The 20281-nt window shown below is 72.2% G+C and carries 16 protein-coding genes; 4 read left to right on the top strand and 12 right to left on the bottom strand.

Annotation, left to right across the window (positions count from 1 at the left end; genetic code table 11):
• Positions 1-61: 61 nt before the first annotated feature.
• From ABD346_RS15920 to ABD346_RS15905, 4 genes are all read right to left on the bottom strand, one after another.
• Entirely contained in the window at positions 62-736 is a 675-nt protein-coding gene (locus ABD346_RS15920) for a response regulator (RefSeq protein WP_344375379.1), read from the bottom strand.
• A complete protein-coding gene (locus tag ABD346_RS15915) occupies positions 733-1902 on the bottom strand; it encodes a sensor histidine kinase (RefSeq protein ID WP_344375378.1) in 1170 nt (389 codons plus the stop codon). The genes ABD346_RS15920 and ABD346_RS15915 overlap by 4 nt, the downstream gene beginning before the upstream one ends.
• A 215-nt stretch (positions 1903-2117) precedes the next feature.
• Positions 2118-2612: a DUF3017 domain-containing protein gene (locus ABD346_RS15910; RefSeq protein ID WP_344375377.1), complete on the bottom strand. Its 495-nt coding sequence runs from the start codon at positions 2610-2612 to the stop codon at positions 2118-2120.
• A 19-nt stretch (positions 2613-2631) separates the two neighbouring features.
• Complete coding sequence (locus tag ABD346_RS15905) at positions 2632-3492, bottom strand: bifunctional methylenetetrahydrofolate dehydrogenase/methenyltetrahydrofolate cyclohydrolase (RefSeq protein ID WP_344375376.1); 861 nt, start codon at positions 3490-3492, stop codon at positions 2632-2634.
• A 205-nt stretch (positions 3493-3697) separates the two neighbouring features.
• On the opposite strand from ABD346_RS15905, the gene ABD346_RS15900 reads away from it, so the two are divergent.
• Positions 3698-4453, top strand: a complete 756-nt coding sequence (locus tag ABD346_RS15900; RefSeq protein WP_344375375.1) for an RDD family protein — start codon at positions 3698-3700, stop codon at positions 4451-4453.
• 66 nt (positions 4454-4519) lie between these two features.
• Here the strand turns inward: ABD346_RS15900 and purH are convergent, their stop codons facing one another.
• Together purH and purN are read right to left on the bottom strand one after the other, a co-directional pair.
• A complete protein-coding gene (gene purH / locus ABD346_RS15895; RefSeq protein ID WP_344375439.1) occupies positions 4520-6154 on the bottom strand; it encodes a bifunctional phosphoribosylaminoimidazolecarboxamide formyltransferase/IMP cyclohydrolase in 1635 nt (544 codons plus the stop codon).
• Positions 6081-6749, bottom strand: coding sequence for a phosphoribosylglycinamide formyltransferase (gene purN, locus ABD346_RS15890; protein WP_344375374.1), 669 nt, complete (start codon positions 6747-6749; stop codon positions 6081-6083). Before purN ends, purH begins: the two co-directional genes overlap by 74 nt.
• 272 nt (positions 6750-7021) lie before the next feature.
• Here purN and ABD346_RS15885 point away from each other — a divergent pair, with 272 nt between their 5' ends.
• Complete coding sequence (locus tag ABD346_RS15885) at positions 7022-7789, top strand: hypothetical protein (RefSeq protein ID WP_344375373.1); 768 nt, start codon at positions 7022-7024, stop codon at positions 7787-7789.
• 16 nt (positions 7790-7805) lie between these two features.
• Here the strand turns inward: ABD346_RS15885 and ABD346_RS15880 are convergent, their stop codons facing one another.
• Positions 7806-10025, bottom strand: a complete 2220-nt coding sequence (locus ABD346_RS15880) for a cell division protein PerM (protein ID WP_344375372.1) — start codon at positions 10023-10025, stop codon at positions 7806-7808.
• A gap of 165 nt (positions 10026-10190) precedes the next feature.
• Here ABD346_RS15880 and ABD346_RS15875 point away from each other — a divergent pair, with 165 nt between their 5' ends.
• Positions 10191-11666 carry a sigma factor-like helix-turn-helix DNA-binding protein gene (locus ABD346_RS15875; RefSeq protein ID WP_344375371.1) on the top strand — a complete coding sequence of 492 codons (1476 nt, stop codon included), beginning with the start codon at positions 10191-10193 and terminating at the stop codon, positions 11664-11666.
• A gap of 94 nt (positions 11667-11760) precedes the next feature.
• Here the strand turns inward: ABD346_RS15875 and sucD are convergent, their stop codons facing one another.
• The 5 genes from sucD to ABD346_RS15850 all read right to left on the bottom strand — a co-directional run bounded on the left by sucD (position 11761) and on the right by ABD346_RS15850 (position 18669).
• On the bottom strand, positions 11761-12645 hold the full coding sequence (sucD, locus tag ABD346_RS15870) for a succinate--CoA ligase subunit alpha (protein WP_344375370.1): 885 nt from the start codon (positions 12643-12645) through the stop codon (positions 11761-11763).
• Between the two features lie 22 nt (positions 12646-12667).
• On the bottom strand, positions 12668-13846 hold the full coding sequence (sucC, locus tag ABD346_RS15865; RefSeq protein WP_344375369.1) for an ADP-forming succinate--CoA ligase subunit beta: 1179 nt from the start codon (positions 13844-13846) through the stop codon (positions 12668-12670).
• Between the two features lie 232 nt (positions 13847-14078).
• Positions 14079-15233 carry a vWA domain-containing protein gene (locus ABD346_RS15860; protein ID WP_344375367.1) on the bottom strand — a complete coding sequence of 385 codons (1155 nt, stop codon included), beginning with the start codon at positions 15231-15233 and terminating at the stop codon, positions 14079-14081.
• A 47-nt stretch (positions 15234-15280) separates the two neighbouring features.
• Complete coding sequence (locus ABD346_RS15855) at positions 15281-17536, bottom strand: DUF5682 family protein (RefSeq protein ID WP_344375366.1); 2256 nt, start codon at positions 17534-17536, stop codon at positions 15281-15283.
• Positions 17533-18669, bottom strand: coding sequence for an ATP-binding protein (locus ABD346_RS15850; protein ID WP_344375365.1), 1137 nt, complete (start codon positions 18667-18669; stop codon positions 17533-17535). Before ABD346_RS15850 ends, ABD346_RS15855 begins: the two co-directional genes overlap by 4 nt.
• A gap of 139 nt (positions 18670-18808) precedes the next feature.
• On the opposite strand from ABD346_RS15850, the gene ABD346_RS15845 reads away from it, so the two are divergent.
• Positions 18809-20155 (top strand): SWIM zinc finger family protein, encoded by a 1347-nt coding sequence (locus tag ABD346_RS15845; protein ID WP_344375364.1) that lies wholly within the window; start codon positions 18809-18811, stop codon positions 20153-20155.
• Positions 20156-20281 lie beyond the last annotated feature (126 nt).

The raw sequence follows: 20281 nt of genomic DNA, 5'->3' as shown, positions 1-20281 counted from the left end.
GTCAGTTCCCGCAGTGGTGCGCACCGGGACGAAGGAGGTGACTCGGGACGGGTGGGGAGGTTCAGGGGCGGGCGCCGCCCGGGGTGACAAGGCCGGTCTCGTACGCCACCACCACCGCCTGGGCCCTGCTGTCCAGGTCGAGTTTGCTCATGGTGCGATTCAGGTGGGTCTTGACGGTGGCCTCGCTGATGAACAGCTGGTCGGCGATCTCCAGGTTCGACATGCCGCACGCGGTCAGGCGCAGCACTTCGGTCTCGCGGGCGGTCAGCGCGCCGATCTCGGGCGGCGGCCCGTCGCCGGGCCGGGCGGCGCGGGAGGCGAAGGCCTCGACCAGGCGGCGGGTGACGCTGGGCGCGAAGAGACCGTCGCCGCCGCCGACCGCGGCGACCGCCGCGAGCAGCCGCTCGGGACCGGAGTCCTTGAGCAGGAAGCCCGCGGCCCCGGCGCGCAGCGCCTGGTAGACGTACTCGTCGAGGTCGAAGGTGGTCAGGATGAGGATGCGCGGCGCGGGGTCGGGGGCCTCGGCGAGGATGCGCCGGGTGGCCTCGATGCCGGTCGTGCCGGGCATCCGGATGTCCATGAGGATCACGTCGGGGCGCGTCGCGGCGGCCAGGCGCACGGCTTCGGCGCCGTCGCCCGCCTCCCCCGCCACCTCGATCCCGGGCGCGGCCCTCAGCAGACCGACCAGTCCGGCCCGGATGAGGAACTGGTCGTCGACGACGAGCACCCTGATCATCCCGATGCGTCTTCTTCCCCCTGAACCGCCCCTGCGGAGGTCGGCAGGGTCAGGGTCACGGCGAACCCGCCTCCACTCCGCGGGCCGATGCTGACCGACCCGCCGTAGAGCTTGGCCCGCTCCCGCATGCCAATCAAGCCGTGTCCACCACCCGTACGCACTCTGTCCAAAATCACCCCCTCCCGCTCGGCACCCTTGCCCTCATTGATGACGGAAACCGTCAACTGGTGCTGTTCATAATGGAGTTGGACCTCTGCCCGGGTTTTTCCGGCGTGCTTGAGTACGTTGGTGAGCGCCTCCTGCACCACGCGGTAGGCGCACAGTTCGACGCCGGGCGCCAGCGGGCGCGGGGTGCCCAGGGTGCTTACGGTGACCGGGGTGCCGCCGGCCCGGATGCGGTCGGCGAGCTCGCCGATCCGGTCCAGGCCCGGCATGGGGGCGGCGGGCGCCCCGTCCTCGGCCTCGCGCAGCACCTGGAGCATCCGGCGCAGCTCCTCCAGGGCCTCGGCGCTGGTGCCGGAGATGGTGGCGAGCGCGGCCCGCGCGGTGGCCGGGTCGGAGTCGAAGACGAATCCGGCGAGCCCGGCCTGCACGGAGATCACCGACATGTGGTGGGCGACCACGTCGTGCAACTCCCGTGCGATCCGGCCGCGTTCGGCGGCCACCTCGCGGCGGGCCCGCTCGGCCTGTTCGCGCCGGAGCTGACGGGCCAGTTCGGTGGAGCGGCGGGCCATCGCCCCGAAGCGGATCAGGACGAGCGCGAACACGAGGGCCTGGGTGACGACGGACGCCATGGACCCGCGCGGGCTCGCCGCCACCCCGGCGTAGACCCAGGCCCCCAGCATGAGCGCCCCGCAGGCCACCGCCGTACGCAGGGCGCACAGGGAAGCCACCGTGTACAGCGAGAGCATCGGCCCGAAGGTGACCACGACGGGCCAGTACCCGCCGGCCACGTACACGGCGAAGACGAGGTGCGTCCACAGCAGCACGGCCAGCGGCGCCCGCACCCGGAACGCGAGCGGCAGCCCGGCGAGCGCGACCAGCAGATATCCCCAGGCGTCCAGCGGATCCCAGCCCTGGCTCCCGGACTCCTTGCCGAGCACCGCGGAGGCCCCGGTCAGGGCCACGGCGATGAGCGCATCGGCGAATTGGGGGCGGATCCGCATCGTCGCAGGGTAACCCCGGTGCGACCAGCGGGACGTCAACCCGGCGCAGTACCGCGGGAGTTGTAGGTGGCAGGCATCTACTGCCGCTGTTCCAGGGGGAGTTCAACCCGACGTGGGACGACCGGGGGCCGCACCGGCCGTAGGTTTTCCAGCAGCGGGACGGCGCCGCCCCGCACTCGCCCGGGGGAGAGTGCGGGGCGGCTCGGTACCTCGCCCTACCGGACCGTGAAGTGCACCGCGTCCTCCAGGAACGGCACGTTCAGCCAGGGCCGGGGCTGGGCCATCAGGGACAGCAGCACGATGGCGAGGCCGAGCACCCCGTACGTGGTGATGTCGGTGAAGCGGGACCGGACGGCCAGCATGCCGACGGACGGCAGCGTCCAGCGCAGAGCCGCCCCCGCCAGGAGAGCGGCGCCGATGATGACGAGCCCGACCCGGAAAGCCTGGCCGAACGGTTCGGTCGCCACTATGAGGAGCCCGAGGCCGACCGCGCCCAGAACGGAGAGCAGCGGCCACTGGCGGGCGGGTGCGGACGCGTCCCCGGGTGCGGCACGGCCGCCGCCCTCGGGGCGCGCGGTGTCCCGTGTGACGGACGGGAACCGTCGCGAGCCGCCCTTGCGGGGCCGCGCCGCGGGCGTGTCCGCGGCGGACTCGCCCGCGGCCGACGGCTCCGCGTCCTTGGACGGTTCGGGACTCGTACCAGCACCCATGGGCCTCAGGCCTTTCCGGTCAGCCCGCGTCGGCGGCGAGCTCGGCCGCCTCGACGACGTTGACGAGCAGCTGGGCGCGGGTCATCGGGCCGACGCCGCCCGGGTTCGGCGAGAGCCAGCCGGCGACCTCGGCGACGCCCGGGTGCACATCGCCGACGATCTTGCCGCTCTCGTCGCGGCTGACGCCGACGTCGAGCACGGCCGCGCCCGGCTTCACGTCCTCCGGCTTGATGAGGTGCGGGACGCCGGCCGCGGCGATGACGATGTCGGCCTGCTTGAGGTGCGTCGACAGGTCACGGGTGCCGGTGTGGCACTGGGTGACCGTCGCGTTCTCGGAGCGGCGGGTGAGCAGCAGCGGCATGGAACGCCCGATGGTGACACCGCGTCCGACCACGACGACCTCGGCCCCGTTGATCTCCACGCCGTGCTTGCGGAGCAACTGGATGATGCCGTACGGGGTGCAGGGCAGCGGGCCGGGCTCGTTGAGGACGAGGCGCCCGAGGTTCATCGGGTGCAGACCGTCGGCGTCCTTGGCCGGGTCCATCAGCTCCAGGATGCGGTTCTCGTCGATGCCCTTGGGCAGCGGCAGCTGGACGATGTAGCCGGTGCACGCGGGGTCCTCGTTCAACTCCCGCACCACCGCCTCGATCTCGTCCTGCGTCGCGGTCGCGGGCAGCTCGCGCTGGATGGAGGCGATGCCGACCTGAGCGCAGTCGCGGTGCTTGCCCGCGACGTACTTCTGGCTGCCGGGGTCCTCCCCGACGAGCACGGTCCCCAGGCCGGGCGTGACGCCCCGCTCCTTCAGGGCCGCCACACGGACGGCCAGTTCGGATTTGATCGCTGCGGCGGTGGCCTTGCCATCGAGAATCTGGGCGGTCATGTTTCCCATTCTTTCAGGGCGACGCTTGATCGCCCAAGTTGCACTTGCACAACACATCCAGCAACCGGCTGGACAAACTTATGTCTCATTTAGAACGATGACCCGCGCAGTGCCGCGGGCAGTGCCGGGGGGCAATCCGCTCAGAACAGCTATTCCTCCGCTCGGGCCGCGTCGTCCCCGCAACACCAACGGAGGAAAATCCGTCATGAGCTTCGGCGACCCGAACAACCCCTACGGGCAGCAGCCCCAGCAGCCCCCGCAGGGCGGCAACCCGTACGGCCAGCAGCAGGGCCAGCCCGGCTACGGCTACCCGCAGGGCCAGCAGGCCCCCCAGGGCGTCCCGCCGCAGGGCTACGGCTACCCGCAGCAGCCCGGCCAGGCCCCCGGCCAGCCGCCGTACGGCGCGTACCCGCAGGCGCCCGGCACCCTCCAGGCCAACAACGGCTACATCAACGTGCCGGTGCTCGGCACCGTCGAGATCGCCTCGATGGGCCGCCGCCTGTGCGCGCGTCTGATCGACGGCGCCGCGATCGGTGTCATCCTCGGCATCATCATGACCGTCGGCCTGGCCAGCGCCGTCGGCATCGCCAAGGACTGCGACGTCAACTCGGCCGACTACCAGTCCTGCATGAACGACGCGGGCGCGAGCATCATCACCGTGATGTTCACCTGGATCGCCGTCATCGGCGCCTTCACGCTGCTGTACGAGTGGCTGATGGTCTCCATCCTCGGCGCGACCCTGGGCAAGCTGGCCCTCGGCCTGCGCGTGGTGAAGGAGAACACGGGCCAGAACCCGGGTCTGGGCGCGGGCTTCATCCGCTACATCATCCCGATCGTCGGCGCGTTCCTCTGCTACATCGGCGCCATCCTGGTCTACCTGTCGCCGTTCTTCGACAACTCCGGCAAGCTGCAGGGCTGGCACGACCGGGCCGCCGGCACGCTGGTGATCAAGAAGGCGTAACCGTCACCGTACGGTCGCTTCGGGCCGCGCTCCTTCCCAGGAGCGCGGCCCTCCGCATGTGCGGGGTCAGTGGAAGAAGTGGCGCGTTCCGGTGAAGTACATCGTCACGCCCGCCTTCTTCGCCGCCTCGACCACCAGCTCGTCGCGGACCGAACCGCCGGGCTGGACCACGGCCTTGACCCCGGCGTTCGCCAGGATCTCGAAGCCGTCGGGGAACGGGAAGAACGCGTCGGAGGCGGCGTAGGAGCCCCGCGCGCGCTCCTCGCCGGCCCGCTCGACGGCGAGCTTCGCGGAGTCGACCCGGTTGACCTGGCCCATGCCGACGCCGACCGAGGCGCCGTCCTTGGCGAGCAGGATCGCGTTGGACTTGACGGCCCGGCAGGCGATCCAGGCGAAGGCGAGTTCCTTCAACTCCGCCTCGGACAGGGCCGCTCCGCTGGCCAGCGTCCAGTTCGCGGGGTCGTCGCCCTCGGCCTGGAAGACGTCGGTCTGCTGGAGCACCGCGCCGCCGGAGACCGCCTTGAGGTCGCCGGGCTGGTGCGGGGTGCCGGCCACCTTGAGCACCCGGATGTTCTTCTTGCGGGCCAGCACCTCGACGGCGCCGTCCTCGTAGTCCGGAGCCGCGATGACCTCGGTGAAGATCTCGGCGACCTGCTCGGCCATCGCCACCGTCACCGGCCGGTTGACGGCGATGACGCCGCCGAACGCGGAGAGCGGGTCGCACTCGTGGGCCTTGCGGTGGGCCGTGGCGAGGTCGGCGTCGACCGCGATGCCGCACGGATTGGCGTGCTTGATGATCGCGACGCAGGGCTCGTCGTGGTCGTAGGCGGCGCGGCGCGCGGCCTCGGTGTCCACGTAGTTGTTGAAGGACATCTCCTTGCCGTGCAGCTGCTCGGCGTTGGCGAGCCCGCCGGGCTGTCCGTCGGTGTAGAGGGCCGCGGCCTGGTGCGGGTTCTCGCCGTAGCGCAGGGTCGACTTGCGCTCCCAGGTGCCGCCGAGGAACTCGGGCAGCGCGGCGTCGCCCTCCTCGGGCGCGTACACATTGGTCATCCAGGAGGCGACGGCCACGTCGTACGCGGCGGTGTGCTGGAACGCTTCTGCCGCCAGGCGCTTGCGGGCGGTGAGGTCGAAGCCGCCGTTCTTGACGGCGTCGAGCACGGCCGCGTACCGCTGCGGGCTGGTGACGACGGCGACCGAGGGGTGGTTCTTGGCGGCGGCGCGGACCATCGAGGGGCCGCCGATGTCGATCTGCTCCACGCACTCGTCGGGGCTCGCGCCGGAGGCGACGGTCTCCTTGAACGGGTACAGGTTGACGACGACCAGCTCGAAGGGCCGCACGCCGAGCTCGTCGAGCTGCGCGCGGTGCGCGTCCAGGCGCAGGTCGGCGAGGATGCCCGCGTGCACCTTGGGGTGCAGCGTCTTGACCCGGCCGTCCAGGCACTCGGGGAACCCGGTGAGCTCCTCGACCTTGGTGACCGGCACCCCGGCGGCGGCGATCTTCGCGGCGGTCGACCCGGTGGACACCAGCTCGACCCCGGCCGCGTGCAGCCCTTGCGCCAGCTCCTCGAGGCCCGTCTTGTCGTAGACGCTGACCAGCGCCCGCCGGATGGGCTTGACGGTGTCCGTACTAACCGAGTTCACCGATCTGAACCTTTCGTCCCTCAATGCGGTAGCCGTTACGGGCCAGGCGCCCCACGACATCGACGAGCAGCGCTCGCTCGACTTCCTTGATCCGCTCGTGCAGAGCGGCTTCATCGTCCTCGTCCCGGATCTCGACCACGCCCTGGGCGATGATCGGGCCGGTGTCGACGCCGTCGTCGACGAAGTGGACGGTGCACCCGGTGACCCTGGCGCCGTACGCGAGCGCGTCGCGGACGCCGTGGGCCCCGGGAAAACTGGGCAGCAGCGCGGGGTGGGTGTTGACCACCCGGCCGCCGAACCGGGCGAGGAACTCCTTGCCCACGATCTTCATGAACCCGGCGGAGACCACCAGGTCCGGCGCGTACGCCCCGGTGGCCGCGGCCAGCGCCGCGTCCCACTCCTCGCGTGAGCCGTGGTCCTTGACCCGGCACACGAAGGTCGGGATCCCGGCCCGCTCGGCGCGCTCCAGGCCGGCGATGGAATCCCGGTCGGCGCCGACGGCCACGATCCGGGCGCCGTATCCGTGCGGATCGGCGGCGATGGCGTCGAGCAGGGCCTGCAGATTCGTGCCGGACCCGGACACCAGGACCACAAGGCGGGCGGGGCGGTGCGTTTCGGGCGGGGAAGCGGACGCGGAGGGGGGCGGGGAGGCCACAGCGGGGCTCTTTCTCGCGGTCGTACGTCTTTGTGTGGTCGTACGAACGAATCGTGCCCCTCGATACGGGGAACTCTACGAAAGCGCCGACCGTCAGCAACGATACCGGCACACCGGACGGCCCCCACGGGACGGGGGCCGGACCGCCAGGTAGCGTCTGGGAGGACGCCGCGAGACGAGACCTGTCTCACTTACTTGTTTCACTTACATGCGAGATGTGACCCCCTGGCCCGACCGGCCGGTCGCGGGTCCGAGGGGAAGACGTTCACCAGATGCCGGACCGACGCCACCAGCTGTTCGCAGCCCGCCAGTCCTCCACCCCCGGCTCCCCTCACTCGACGGACCCGGGGAACTCGGGACCGGAGGGCACGGGAAGCGGCACGGGAGCGGGCCCCGCCGACGACAACCCCTTCGCCCCGCCGCCCGAGGGCCGCCCCGACCAGCCCTGGCAGCCGCGCCGCCCGGAATCGGGCGAGGGCCATGACCCTCAGCAGGGTTCGCCCTGGGGCAGCCAGTGGAGCAACCAGCAGCCCGGCCGCGCGCCCGGCGGCTTCGGCCAGCGCCCCGAGCGTCCGGAGGGCGGCCCGGGCCAGAACCCGCCGCCCCCGCCCGGCCTGCGCTGGGACCCCACGGACCCGGCCCAGCGCCGCGCCCGATACGCGCTGCTCTCCGGAATGTGGGCGTTCTTCTTCGCCCTGTTCGACATGCCGGAGGTCGCCCTGCTCCTGGGGGCGCTCGGCCTGTACTGGGCGATCAGCTCCCTGCGCGCCAGGCCGAAGCCCCCTCAGGCGCCGTCCGCCACGTCCCCGGCCCCCGCCGCCCCGGCGCCGCCGCAGGGCAGGCCGCAGATGACGGCAGCGGTGACGGGCCTGGTCACGGCGGTCCTGGCGCTGACGGTGGTGGCGTCGACCTACACGATGCAGATCGTCTACCGCGACTACTACACGTGCGTCGACGACGCCCTGACCAAGTCGGGCCAGCTGGCCTGCAACGACCTCCTCCCGGAGAAGCTGGTGCCGCTGTTCGGGGTGAAGGAGTAGCCCCTGCGGGGCGGGCTCACTCGGTCTCGGTGCGGTCCGAGCCGGGAGATTCGGTGTCGCGGACGGGATCGGGCTTCGGGGTGGGACCCGAGAGCGGTCCGGGGTCACCTCCCGCTACCCGCCCGGCGCCGAGCCCCTCCGGCGCGCGAGAAGCGGGGCCCCATGTGCCGGGCTCCGGTGCCGGGTCCACCGGCAGCCCGAGATACCGGCGCAGCTCGGCTTCGACTTCCGTCACCGACCCGGCGTCAGCCCCCGTGCGAGGAGCGGGGCCTGCGGGCTTCGGTGCCGGGTTCATGGGCAGCGGGAGGTCCGGCGGAAGTCCGGGGCCATTTCTCGGCGCTGACCCGGCGTCAGCATTCAGCCCCTCCGGCATGCGAGGACCGGAGCCCGGGGTGGGCCCCCAGGTGCCGAGCCCCCGCGCCGGGTCGGCCGGCAGCGTGCGATCCGGTCGCAGTCCGGGATCACCTTGTCGCGGTCCGGGATCACCTTCCGGCGCTGACGCAGCATCAGCACCCAGCCCCTCCGGCATGCGAGGAGCGGTGGCTGAGGTGGGCTCCCGGTCGCCCGGCCCCCGCGCAGAGTCCACCGGCAGCCCGAGATACCGGCGCAGTTCGGCGTCCGCTCCCGATACCGGTCCGGCTCCGCCTCCCAGCCCTTCCGGCATGCGAGGAGCGGCGGCCGGGGTGGCGCCCGGCTTCGGGAAGGAGCGGGGCGGGGAAGAAGGCGCTCCGCCCCCCGCCAAGGACGTGTCCGCCATCAGCCCGCCCGACGCCTCCTTCAGCGCGGCCCACCGCGCCTCCCGGGCCCCGTCCTCATGCCACAGCCCGGCCCCGCCCACCGGCGTGAAGTCGTAGTCGTAGTCGGCCCCGCCCCCCTGGGTGACCGGCGCCGCAACCGCCTTGCGCCGGCGCGGCAGCCGCGGCAGCCGTGCGAGCACCCCCGCCATCCGGTCCCGCACGGTGCGCCGCTCGGCAGAAACCCACCTCCGGCACCCCCTCAGGATCACCGCCCCCGGCACCCCCACACCCACCGCCCACAGCAGGGCCGCGCCCCCGGTACGCCACCAGACCGGCCCCAGCACGGCCAGCGCCCCCGTGCCCAGCGGCCCGCCCGCCACCGCCGCGAGCAGCGCGATCGCGCACCCGCACAACATCGCCCCGAGCAGGGCGGACCGCGCGGTCTCCAGACGCCCCCACCCCTCGGCGGCGGCCACCCGCGCGGTGAACCCGGCCAGCACAAGACCCGCGGCCAACGGCACCCCCACCGCGGCCCAGTTCCACCAGGAGCCCTGCCCGCCGGTCGGCACCGCGGCGAGCAGCGGGAAGTTCGGCAGCGCGGGCGTACCCACCACTCCCAGCGGGCTCGCCACCGCCCCCGTGCCGACGGCGAAGCCGGGACCGAGCCCGTACGACGCGCCCCACACCGCCGCGTTCGGCACCAGCGCGACGCCGAGCAGCAGCAGCGCGAACCGCCCCGACGTGTCCTCCGCCAGCCGCAGGAACGCGTCCTGGGCGTCGCCGAGGTGCCAGAGGAGCCCGGCTCCCGCGAGCAGCGCGCCGCCGCCGAGCAGTGCCGCGGTGGCGGCCCCGGCGGCCCGCGCGGCAACGCTCGTACGAGCGGCCAGGAGCATGCGCCGTACCCACGCCGGAACGCGGTCCGGGAGCGGCCCGAGCGGGCGGCCGTGCGCGGTCCAGACGCCGGCCCCGACCGCGAGCGCCACGGTGAGCGGCAGGTGCAGCATCGCGCCGAGCGGGGCGGCGGGCAGCGGCCCGGTGGCCGCATACAGCAAGGCGGCGAGCGCGATCGCGAGGTATCCGCCGGTCACGCCCCAGAACACGGTCCGCGCGGAGGGCAGCGGCCCGAGGCTGCCGTCCTCGTACGCCTCGTCGACGTCGGGCAGCCGCACGTCGCGGGCCATGCGGTGGGCGAGCCAGATCGGCAGCACCGTCAGGAGCAGCGGCACCAGGCCCACCGGGGCCGGTGTGCCGCTCAGGGTCGTGGGCCTGACCAGCTGCGCGCCATGGGCGAGCAGCCACAGGGAGGCGGCCGTGCGCAGGGCGCCGCCGAGCCCGTTGTCGGGGTAGGGGGAGCAGATCCACAGCATCATCACGAGCACGGCCAGGGCGCCGAGCCCGAGCCCCGCCGCGATCGCGCCGCGCAGCAGACAGGTGGCGAGTACGGAGGAGCGCGCCTGGGCGGAAGACAACGGCAGGCTGCGGTCGGTCACTTGGGTCACCCGGGCCATGCTGCCAACGACACGCGCTTTCTGCGCGTAACCGGCGAATGGCCGATGTGTCGCTCAATATACGGTTATGTACTTTTTCACCCGGGGCGATTCGAGCTGCGTCGCCAAGGGTGCAACAGCCGCTACGGCCTTCGCGGGGAGCCCTGGGAGCCCTTCATGACACAGAGCACGGCCGATACCAATGACACCGGTGCCAGACCTCCCCTGCCCACCCCCAAGGAACGGCGCCGCCTGCGGGAGGCGAAGGACCTGAGCGAGGCGCAGATCGCGACGGCCGTCGGCGTCACGCGGGCGACCGTGCGCTCCTGGGAGACCGGCCGCACCACGCCGCGCGGCCGCAAGGGCGACACCTACGCCCGGCTGCTCGCCACCATCGAGGCGGAGATGGCGGCGGTGGCCGGCCAGGACGACCTCGCCCCGGTCGGCGGCGGAAAGGGCTCCGGCTCCGATGGGCAGGACACGGGCCGTCCGGCCACCGCCGCCCGGGCCGAGCCGGTGAAGGGCAACCAACAGCCGGCGAAGCCGCACGCGGCGAAGACCCGGCCCGAGCCGGCCGCGAAGAAGGCCGCGAAACCCCCGGCCACCCCTCACGTCCGCCACGAGCACGCGGCCCCGCATCCCGCTCCGGCCCCCTCCGTGCCCGTCCCCGCCAAGGAGGCGCTCACATCCGGCGCGCCGGCCGGGGGCGCCGCCCACGCCGTGCCGGAGCAGCCCCCCGAGCCGGAGACCGCCGAGCCCGAGGGCGCACCCGAAGCACCCGCCCCGCCCGCCGACCCGCACCCGGATCAGACCGCCCCGTCGGTCCCGCGCACGCCCGCCGAGGCGTTCGACGCGCTGTACTGCTCCACCGCCTCCGACCTCGCCCGGCAGGCCTATCTGCTCACCGGGCGGACCCGTCTCTCGCGCGAGTCGGTGGAGCGCGCCTTCCATCTGGCCTGGGAGAACTGGCCCGAGGTCGCCACCGACCGGGACCCGGAGGGGTGGGTGCGCGCGGCGGCGTACGAATACGCGATGGCTCCCTGGCACCGCTTCCGGCGCGCCCACAAGCACCCCGACCAGCCGCCCATCGAGCCCGAACGCCGGGCTCTGCTCGACGCGCTGCTCGATCTCCCGCCCGCCTACCGGCGCACGGTGCTCCTGTACGACGGCCTCGGGCTCGACCTGCCGGAGACCGCCGCCGAGACGGAGGCCAGCACCCCGGCCGCCGCGAGCCGCCTGCTGCAGGCGAGGAACGCCATCGCCCGCCGGGTGCCCGCGGCGGCCGGAGCCGGGACGCCCGAGGCCCTCTCGTCCGTACTGCGCGAACGCATCGCCGATCTCGCGGCCGCCGGGCCCTCCTCGGTCACCGCACTGCCGTCCGCTCCGGCCGTACGCACCGGGAGCGAGCGGCGCCGCCGGTTCTGGACCCGGGCCGCGATCGCCTTCACCACGCTGATCGTCGGGGCGACGATGTTCACCGTGGCGACGGTGCCGCAATTCCACGTGCTTCCGGTGCCGCCCGGCGAACGCGTCGCCGGCGTCCCTGCGATCAGCGGCCCGCAGCGGCTGACCGGCGAGGACGTCGAACTGCGCGACAAGCTGCGCACGGCACCGGGCCGCGGCCCGTACCGCGTGTTCCCGGACATCCGCTGACGACCCGTGCCCGGGTACGCACGAGGGCCCGCACCCCCCGAGGAGTGCGGGCCCTTCATGCGTACCCGAGGAGCTGGGCTCCGCGAGACGGTGCTCAGCCGGCGAGGATGGCGCGCGCCAGCTTGGCGGTCTCGGTCGGCGTCTTGCCGACCTTGACGCCGGCGGCCTCCAGGGCCTCCTTCTTCGCCTGGGCGGTGCCGGAGGAACCGGAGACGATGGCGCCGGCGTGGCCCATGGTCTTGCCCTCGGGCGCGGTGAAGCCCGCGACGTAGCCGACGACCGGCTTGGTGACGTTGGCCTTGATGTAGTCGGCCGCGCGCTCCTCGGCGTCGCCGCCGATCTCACCGATCATCACGATCAGGTCGGTGTCGGGGTCGGCCTCGAACGCGGCGAGCGCGTCGATGTGCGTGGTGCCGATGACCGGGTCGCCACCGATGCCGACGGCGGACGAGAAGCCGATGTCGCGCAGCTCGTACATCATCTGGTACGTCAGCGTGCCGGACTTCGACACCAAGCCGATACGGCCCGGCTTGGTGATGTCGCCCGGGATGATGCCGGCGTTGGACTGGCCCGGCGTGATCAGACCGGGGCAGTTCGGGCCGATGATGCGGGTCTTGTTGCCCTTGGAGTTCGCGTACGCCCAGAAGGCGGCCGAGTCGTGGACGGCGATGCCCTCGGTGATGACCACGGCGAGGGGGATCTCGGCGTCGATGGCCTCGATGACGGCGGCCTTGGCGAACGCCGGCGGCACGAAGAGGACGGAGACGTCGGCGCCCGTCTTCTCCATCGCCTCGGCGACGGAGCCGAAGACCGGGACCTCGGTGCCGTCGAAGTCGACGGTCGTGCCGGCCTTGCGGGGGTTCACGCCACCGACGATGTTGGTGCCGTCGGCCAGCATGAGCTTGGTGTGCTTCATGCCCGTGGCGCCGGTCATGCCCTGGACGATGACCTTGCTGTCCTTGGTGAGGAAGATAGCCATGGTGGTGTCTTAACCTCTTCCCTTACTTCGCAGCCGCGAGCTCGGCGGCCTTGTCGGCCGCGCCGTCCATGGTGTCCACACGCTGCACCAGCGGGTGGTTGGCGTCGCTGAGGATCTTGCGACCCAGCTCCGCGTTGTTGCCGTCGAGACGGACGACGAGCGGCTTGGTGACCTCTTCGCCCTTCTCGGCGAGCAGGGCCAGCGCCTGGACGATGCCGTTGGCGACCTCGTCGCAGGCGGTGATGCCGCCGAAGACGTTGACGAACACGGACTTGACGTCCGCGTCGCCGAGGATGATCTCCAGGCCGTTCGCCATCACCTGGGCGGACGCGCCGCCGCCGATGTCGAGGAAGTTGGCCGGCTTCACGCCGCCGTGGTTCTCACCGGCGTACGCGACGACGTCCAGGGTGCTCATGACGAGACCCGCGCCGTTGCCGATGATGCCGACCTCGCCGTCGAGCTTCACGTAGTTGAGGTTCTTGGCCTTGGCGGCCGCCTCGAGGGGGTTGGCCGCGGCCTTGTCCTCGAGGGCCTCGTGCTCCGGCTGGCGGAACTCGGCGTTCTCGTCCAGCGACACCTTGCCGTCGAGGGCGAGGATGCGGCCGTCCTTGGTCTTGACCAGCGGGTTGACCTCGACGAGGAGCGCGTCCTCGGCGACGAAGGTCTTCCACAGGGTCACCATGGCCTCGGCGACGCCCTCGGCCACGTCGGCCGGGAACTTCGCCTGGGCCACGATCTCGCGGGCCTTCTCGATGTCGACGCCGTCGACGGCGTTGACCGGGACCTTCGCGAGGGCCTCGGGGGTCTTCTCCGCGACCTCCTCGATGTCCATGCCGCCCTGCACCGACGCCATGGCGAGGAAGGTGCGGTTGGTGCGGTCGAGGAGGTACGAGACGTAGTACTCCGCCTCGATCTCCGGGGACAGCTCGGCGATCATCACCTTGTGGACCGTGTGGCCCTTGATGTCCATGCCGAGGATGTCGGTGGCGCGGGCGACGGCCTCGTCCGCGTCGGCGGCCAGCTTCACGCCGCCGGCCTTGCCGCGGCCACCGACCTTCACCTGCGCCTTGACGACCGACTTGCCGCCGAGACGCTCAGTGGCCTCGCGCGCCGCCTCAGGCGTGTCGATCACTTCACCGGCCAGCACCGGTACACCGTGCTTGGCGAAGAGGTCCCTCGCCTGGTACTCGAACAGGTCCACGCGCGTCCGTCCCTTTTCAGTGGTATCGCGGTTCCGTTGTCTGCTGGGCGTGCCGCGAAGGGCAACGTGACGGCGCTGTCACTGAGGGAGGCGTACACGGTGTCCGAGCACGCGGCATGTCCGTCTCGCAGGTTATCTCTGGAGGACGTAGGTCCCTAAATCACAGATCACACCTGGGCGGTGATACCTGTCACAGATCACCTGCTCAGGGCGCGCCCCGGTACGGCCCCGCTCACGCCTCGGGTATCGGGAGCGGCCGCCGCTCGATCGCCGCGGCCATCACCTCGGGGAACAGGTCCGGAGTGCAGGCGAAGGCGGGGGCGCCGAGCGCCGCCAGGACCGCGGCGTGCTCGCGGTCGTACGCCGGGGCGCCTTCGTCGGAGAGCGCGAGCAGGGCCACGAACTGCACGCCCGACGCCTTCATGGCGGCGACCCGCTTCAGCATCTCGTCCCGTATCCCGCCCTCGTAAAGATCACTGATGAGAACGACCACGGTGCCGGCAGGACGGGTGATCTGCGACTGGCAGTAGGCGAGTGCCCGGTTGATGTCGGTGCCGCCGCCGAGCTGGGTGCCGAACAGGACGTCGACGGGATCGTCGAGCTGATCGGTCAGGTCGACGACGGCCGTGTCGAAGACGACAAGGCGGGTGGCGATCGACCGCATCGAGGCGAGAACAGCACCGAAAACCGACGCGTAGACAACGGACGCCGCCATCGATCCGGACTGGTCGATGCACAGCACGACGTCCTTCTTCACTCCGCGCGCCGCGCGACCGTAGCCGACCAGCCGCTCGGGCACGACGGTGCCGTGCTCGGGCAGGTAGTTCTTGAGGTTGGCCCTGATCGTGCGGTCCCAGTCGATGTCGCAGTGGCGGGGCCGGCTGATGCGGGCGCTGCGGTCGAGGGCGCCGGTGAGGGTGGCCCGGGTGCGGGTCGCGAGCCGCCTCTCCAGGTCCTCGACGACCTTGCGCACCACCGCCCGGGCGGTCTCCCGGGTGGTCTCGGGCATCGCCTTGTTGAGCGAGAGCAGGGTGCCCACGAGGTGGACGTCGGCCTCGACGGCCTCCAGCATCTCCGGCTCCAGGAGGAGCGTGGCGAGCCCGAGCCGCTCGATGGCGTCGCGCTGCATGACCTGCACGACCGAGCTCGGGAAGTACGTACGGATGTCGCCGAGCCAGCGCGCGACGGACGGCGCGGACGCCCCGAGCCCGGCACCGCGGTCCTTGCCCCCGTTCTTGGCGCCGCCGTAGAGCGCGCCGAGCGCCCCGTCCATGGCGGCGTCCTGGCCGGTGAGGGCGCACCCGGTCCCCTCGGCGCCGGGCTCCCCGCCGAGCACGAGCCGCCAGCGCCGCAGCCGCTCGTCAGCACTTGGTTGCATGCTGGTCATCAATTCCCCATCTCCACACAGCAGTTGAAGCAATCAAGGGCATCAGGTCAGGCAAAGCTGTCCGATCGATAGAGGTCATGGGAGCCCTGGCGCCCCAGCAACAAGGCCACCAACGGAAGTACGGCATCGGCGCGCGCGGCATCGAGCCCGGCCCCGAATCCGGGCACGCCGCCGTCACCGGGGCCGGTCCGCACGCCAGGACCGCGCCGCACCAGCTCCCCGAGCGTGCGCCGCACCCCCGCTTCGTAGGCGGCGAACGTCCTGCGCAGCAGGGGCAGTACGTCGGTGAACGCATCCGGCGCCACACGCGTCAGCCAGCCGTCGACCAGGCCGAGCAGCCGCTCGTCGTGCACCAGGAGCATGCCGCCCCCGCCGACGAACCCCTCGATCCAGGCGGCCGCATCGGCGGGCGGCGTACCGGGCGAGAGCGCGAGCCCCATGTGGCGGGCGGCGTCCTCACCATCCATCCGCCCGTCGTCGAGCAGCAGCCGCGCCGCGCGGCCACGAAGGAGCCCGGGAACGGTGTCGCGCGAGGCGAGCCGGCCGAGCACGCCGGCCCAGCGTTCACGGAGGCGGTCCGGATCCGGCAGAAGACCCAGAGCAGCATGGACGGCATCCAGATGCGTGCGCATCTCGGCGGCGCCGTCCCCGTCCAGACCGGCGCAGGCGGGCGGCAGCCCGACGCAGATGCGCTCGGCGAGGCCGGCCGCGACCTCGGCGAGCCCGGCGGTCGTGGTGCCGCGCACGTCCCCGTAGCGCAGGGTACGGGCGAGGGCGGGCAGGGCCTGGGCGAGATGGGCGACGTCGGTGTCGAGCGCGGCCCGGTCGGCAAGGGTGCGCATCACCACAGGCAGCGCGTCCGGCAGGTCGGCCAGCAGACAGAGCTCGGCAAGCGAGGTGATCGCACCCAGAGCGGTCGCCGCCACCGCATCCGACTCGGCCTTGGCCGTGGCGGCACCCTGCACGGTGGTGCCCCACACCCCTGCCTCGGCGACCCGCACCGCCAGCTCGGGCTCCCAGCGCAGCCGCCAGCTCTCCCTGAAGGTGCCGGTGGAGCGGGACCGGGCCGGCTCGCCCCAGCCGATGCCGAGCAGCCGCAGCCGGTGCAGCAGCCGGCTGCGCCCGGCGTCGGTGTCCTTGCGCAGGTCGAGGTCCAACTCCCGCTCCAGCGCCTCCGGTCTGAGCCGCAGGCTGCGCTGGGTGCGTACGAGATCGCGTTGGAGGGGCACGGCGGGCGCGGCGTCGGGCACCTCGCCGAGCACCTCCCCCACGACGAGCCGCTCCCGGATCAGGCCGAGCGGCACGTCGGAGCCCTCGCACATCACGGCCCGTACGGCGTCGGTGGTCTCGGCGAGGCCGGGCAGTGGGCGGCCGCGCATCGCGGCGAGCGTCCCGGCGAGCCGGACGGCCTCGATGACATGGGCGGACGAGACCTGGCGGTCCTCGCCCCGGAGCAGCCCGGCGACCTTGGTCATCCAGCGCTCGACGGGCCGGTCGGGGGCGCTGAACAGGTGCCCGTACCAGCCGGGCGAGTCGATGCCCGCGCCGTAGCCGCTGCGCCGGGCGAGCCGACGGTGCGTCCAGGGCACCCAGGTCAGCTCGGTCCTGACCTTGGGCAGCCCCTTGAGGAGGGCGCGGTCGCCGGCCGCGGTGAACTTCCCGGCCAGCGCGGGCACGTGCCAGGCCCCGCAGACAACGGCAACCTGATCCCCGAACTCCCGCACAGCAGAACGCAATTGAGTCCGCATATAAGCCTCGCGAACCAGATCCACCGCATGACCGCCATCGCCATAGGTCTCGCGCAGGACGGCCATGGCCTCGCCGAGGGCAGCGAACGGCGCCCGGGGATCGGCCGCGGCGTCGCGGTGCTCGACGACGTCCTCCCACCAGCGCTCGGGATCGTCGTACCCGGCGGCCTCGGCGAGCGACCCAAGGGGATCGACCCGAGGCCCGGGCCCACCCTCCTCCACCGCCTCCTCCCCCACGGCGAGCGAATGAGAAGCGGGCAGATCGATGAATCGGACCTGCGCCCCGTGCTCCAGACCCCACCGGATGGCGACCCACTCCGGCGAGAACTCGGCCATGGGCCAGAAGGCGGACCGCGCCGGGTCGTCGACGACATGGGCGAGCAGCGCGACGGGCGGCCGCATGGCTTCGTCGGCAGCGAGGTCGAGCAGGGCATCCCCCTCGGGCGGCCCCTCGACGAGCACGGCCCGCGGCCGGGCGGCCTCCAGCGCGGCCCGTACGGCACGCGCGGACCCGGGCCCGTGATGACGCACGCCGAGCAGCAGAGGCCCGGTCACGCAGACACCTCGCGGCAGGCGCGGTAGAAGTCCTTCCAGCCGTCCCGTTCACGAACGACGGTCTCCAGGTACTCCTGCCAGATGACGCGGTCGGCAGCAGGATCGCGTACGACAGAACCAAGAACGCCGGCAGCCACGTCACTCGCCCTGAGCACGCCGTCGCCGAAGTGGGCGGCGAGCGCGAGGCCGCCGGTGACCACGGAGATCGCCTCGGCCGTGGAGAGCGTCCCCGAAGGGGATTTGAGCTTGGTGCGCCCGTCAGCAGTCACGCCCTCCCGCAGCTCACGAAAGACGGTGACAACCCGATGGATCTCCGTCATGCCGTCGGGCACGGAGGGCAGGTCGAGCGAGCGGCCGAGCTGGTCGACGCGGCGCGAGACGATGTCGACCTCGTCCTCCGCAGTGGCGGGCAGCGGCAGCACCACCGTGTTGAACCGGCGCCGCAACGCGCTGGACAGCTCGTTCACACCGCGATCGCGGTCATTGGCGGTGGCGATCAGATTGAAACCCCGTACGGCCTGGGTCTCGGCGCCCAGCTCCGGGATGGGCAGCGTCTTCTCGGACAGGATCGTGATCAGCGTGTCCTGTACGTCCGCGGGGATGCGGGTCAGTTCCTCGACCCGGGCGGTCATGCCCTGCGCCATGGCCCGCATGACGGGGCTGGGCACGAGCGCGTCGCGGCTCGGCCCGTGGGCGAGCAGCTGCGCGTAGTTCCACCCGTACCGAATGGCCTCCTCCGGAGTGCCCGCAGTGCCCTGCACCAACAAGGTGGAGTCACCGCTGACAGCGGCAGCGAGGTGTTCGGAAACCCAGGTCTTGGCGGTGCCGGGGACGCCGAGCAGCAGCAGCGCGCGGTCGGTGGCGAGGGTGGTGACGGCGACTTCGACGATGCGGCGCGGACCCACGTACTTCGGTGTGATCACGGTGCCGTCCGAGAGGACGCCGCCGAGCAGATAGGTGGCGACCGCCCAGGGCGAGAGCCGCCAACGGACCGGGCGGGGCCGGTCGTCGACAGCGGCCAGCGCCGCGAGCTCGCCCGCGAAGGCGTGCTCGGCGTGCGGCCGCAGGGCGCCTTCCACAGCGGACTCGGCACGGGATTGACGATTCTCGGACTCGATTTCGGACACGGTCATGGCTCCCCCTCCAGATCGTTCGAGACGTTCGATCGGCTTGTGGTCACCACCGTGCACCACGCCACTGACAATGCCCCCTCAGCTCTGAATCGTCGCAGGTCAGAGCCGATTGTCAGTGGTCGCCCGTACCTTCGGGGACATGACTCAGCAGGGGGTGCGCTGGACGTCGGAGCAGGTGCTCGCACTGGCACCTGACGATGCGTCACGCAAGGCGGGAAGCAGGCTCGGCACGGCCGGGCCGTGGTCGGAGAGCGGGTGCGACGACGCGGGGGCGGTGTGGGGCCTGTGCAAGGGCAGCGGCAGCAAGCCGTACCGGACGGTGATCGACACAAGTGGCCCGGGATACAAGTGCAGTTGCCCGAGCCGGAAGTTCCCGTGCAAGCACGCGATAGGCCTGCTGCTCCTCTGGTCGACGGACGAACAGCCGATGCCGGGCGGAACGGCACCGGACTGGGCGGAGCCGTGGCTGAAGGGAAGGCGCTCGAAGAGGCCGGACCAGAGCTCAACAGAGCACGAGATAAACCCGGTTGACGAACGGGCGGCCAGGCGGAGAGCCGAGAAGCGAGCGGACCGAATCACCACCGGAGCCACGGAGCTGGAGCAACGCCTGGCGGATCTGCTGAGCGGTGGCCTTGCCGCAGCGGAGCGTCCTGGGTACGGCCTGTGGGAGGAGACGGCCGCCCGCATGGTCGACGCCCAGGCACCCGGACTGGCCGCACGGGTCAGGGAGTTGGGCGCGATACCGAGTTCGGGCCCGGGCTGGCCGACGCGACTGCTCGAAGAGTGCGCCCTGCTGCACCTCCTGGACCGAGCCTGGCTCGGCCGGGAAGGACTGCCGGACGCTCTGGCCGCGACGGTCCGCTCACGCGTGGGCGCGCCCACGGCCCCCCAAGGCCCGGCGATCCGCGACAACTGGCAGGTCCTCGCCCAGTACGACACGGCGGACGCGAAGCTCACGACGCGCAGGATCTGGCTGTACGGAAAGAAGTCGGGCCGCTCGGCGCTGATCCTGGACTTCGGCGCGGCGGGCCGAGCCCCGGGGATCGCACTGCCGGTCGGCCTGGCGGTGGACGCCGACCTGACGCCGTACCCCGGCGCAGGCCAGCTGAGGGCCGCCCTGGGAGAGCGGTACAGCACACCGTCCGAGCCCGACGGCCCGCCCCCGGGCGGCACGGCGACCGAAGCGGTCGAGCGGTACGGCCAAGCACTCCTGGACGACCCGTGGCTGGAGTCGTACCCGGTGACCTTGACCGAGGCGATACCGATCCCCCCGAAGGACGGCTCCGATGACTGGCAACTGGCGGACGAAAAAGGTGAGTTGGCCATACCTGTAACGCCCGGCACAGCAGCGCGCCCGGCTCTGTGGAAACTACTGGCAGTGTCCGGAGGCGCCCCGACAACGATCTTCGGCGAATGCGGCCGCAGGGGCTTCACCCCGCTGGCGGCGTGGCCGGAGGAAACGAGGGAACTGGTGGCGCTGACGTAGCGGCAGGGCATCGTCCGAACGCAAATCGAGGCACTACGGGCGGGTGCGTGTCCGGCCGGGTGGGGACGTGGTGGGGTGCCCCCGCAAGGAGGAGCGCTGGTTCTGGGGGGGATGTTCGGTGGGCGG

The organism is Streptomyces mauvecolor, from assembly GCF_039532965.1.
Taxonomy (GTDB): Bacteria; Actinomycetota; Actinomycetes; order Streptomycetales; family Streptomycetaceae; genus Streptomyces; species Streptomyces violascens.
This window is presented reverse-complemented; position numbering and strand designations above follow the sequence as displayed.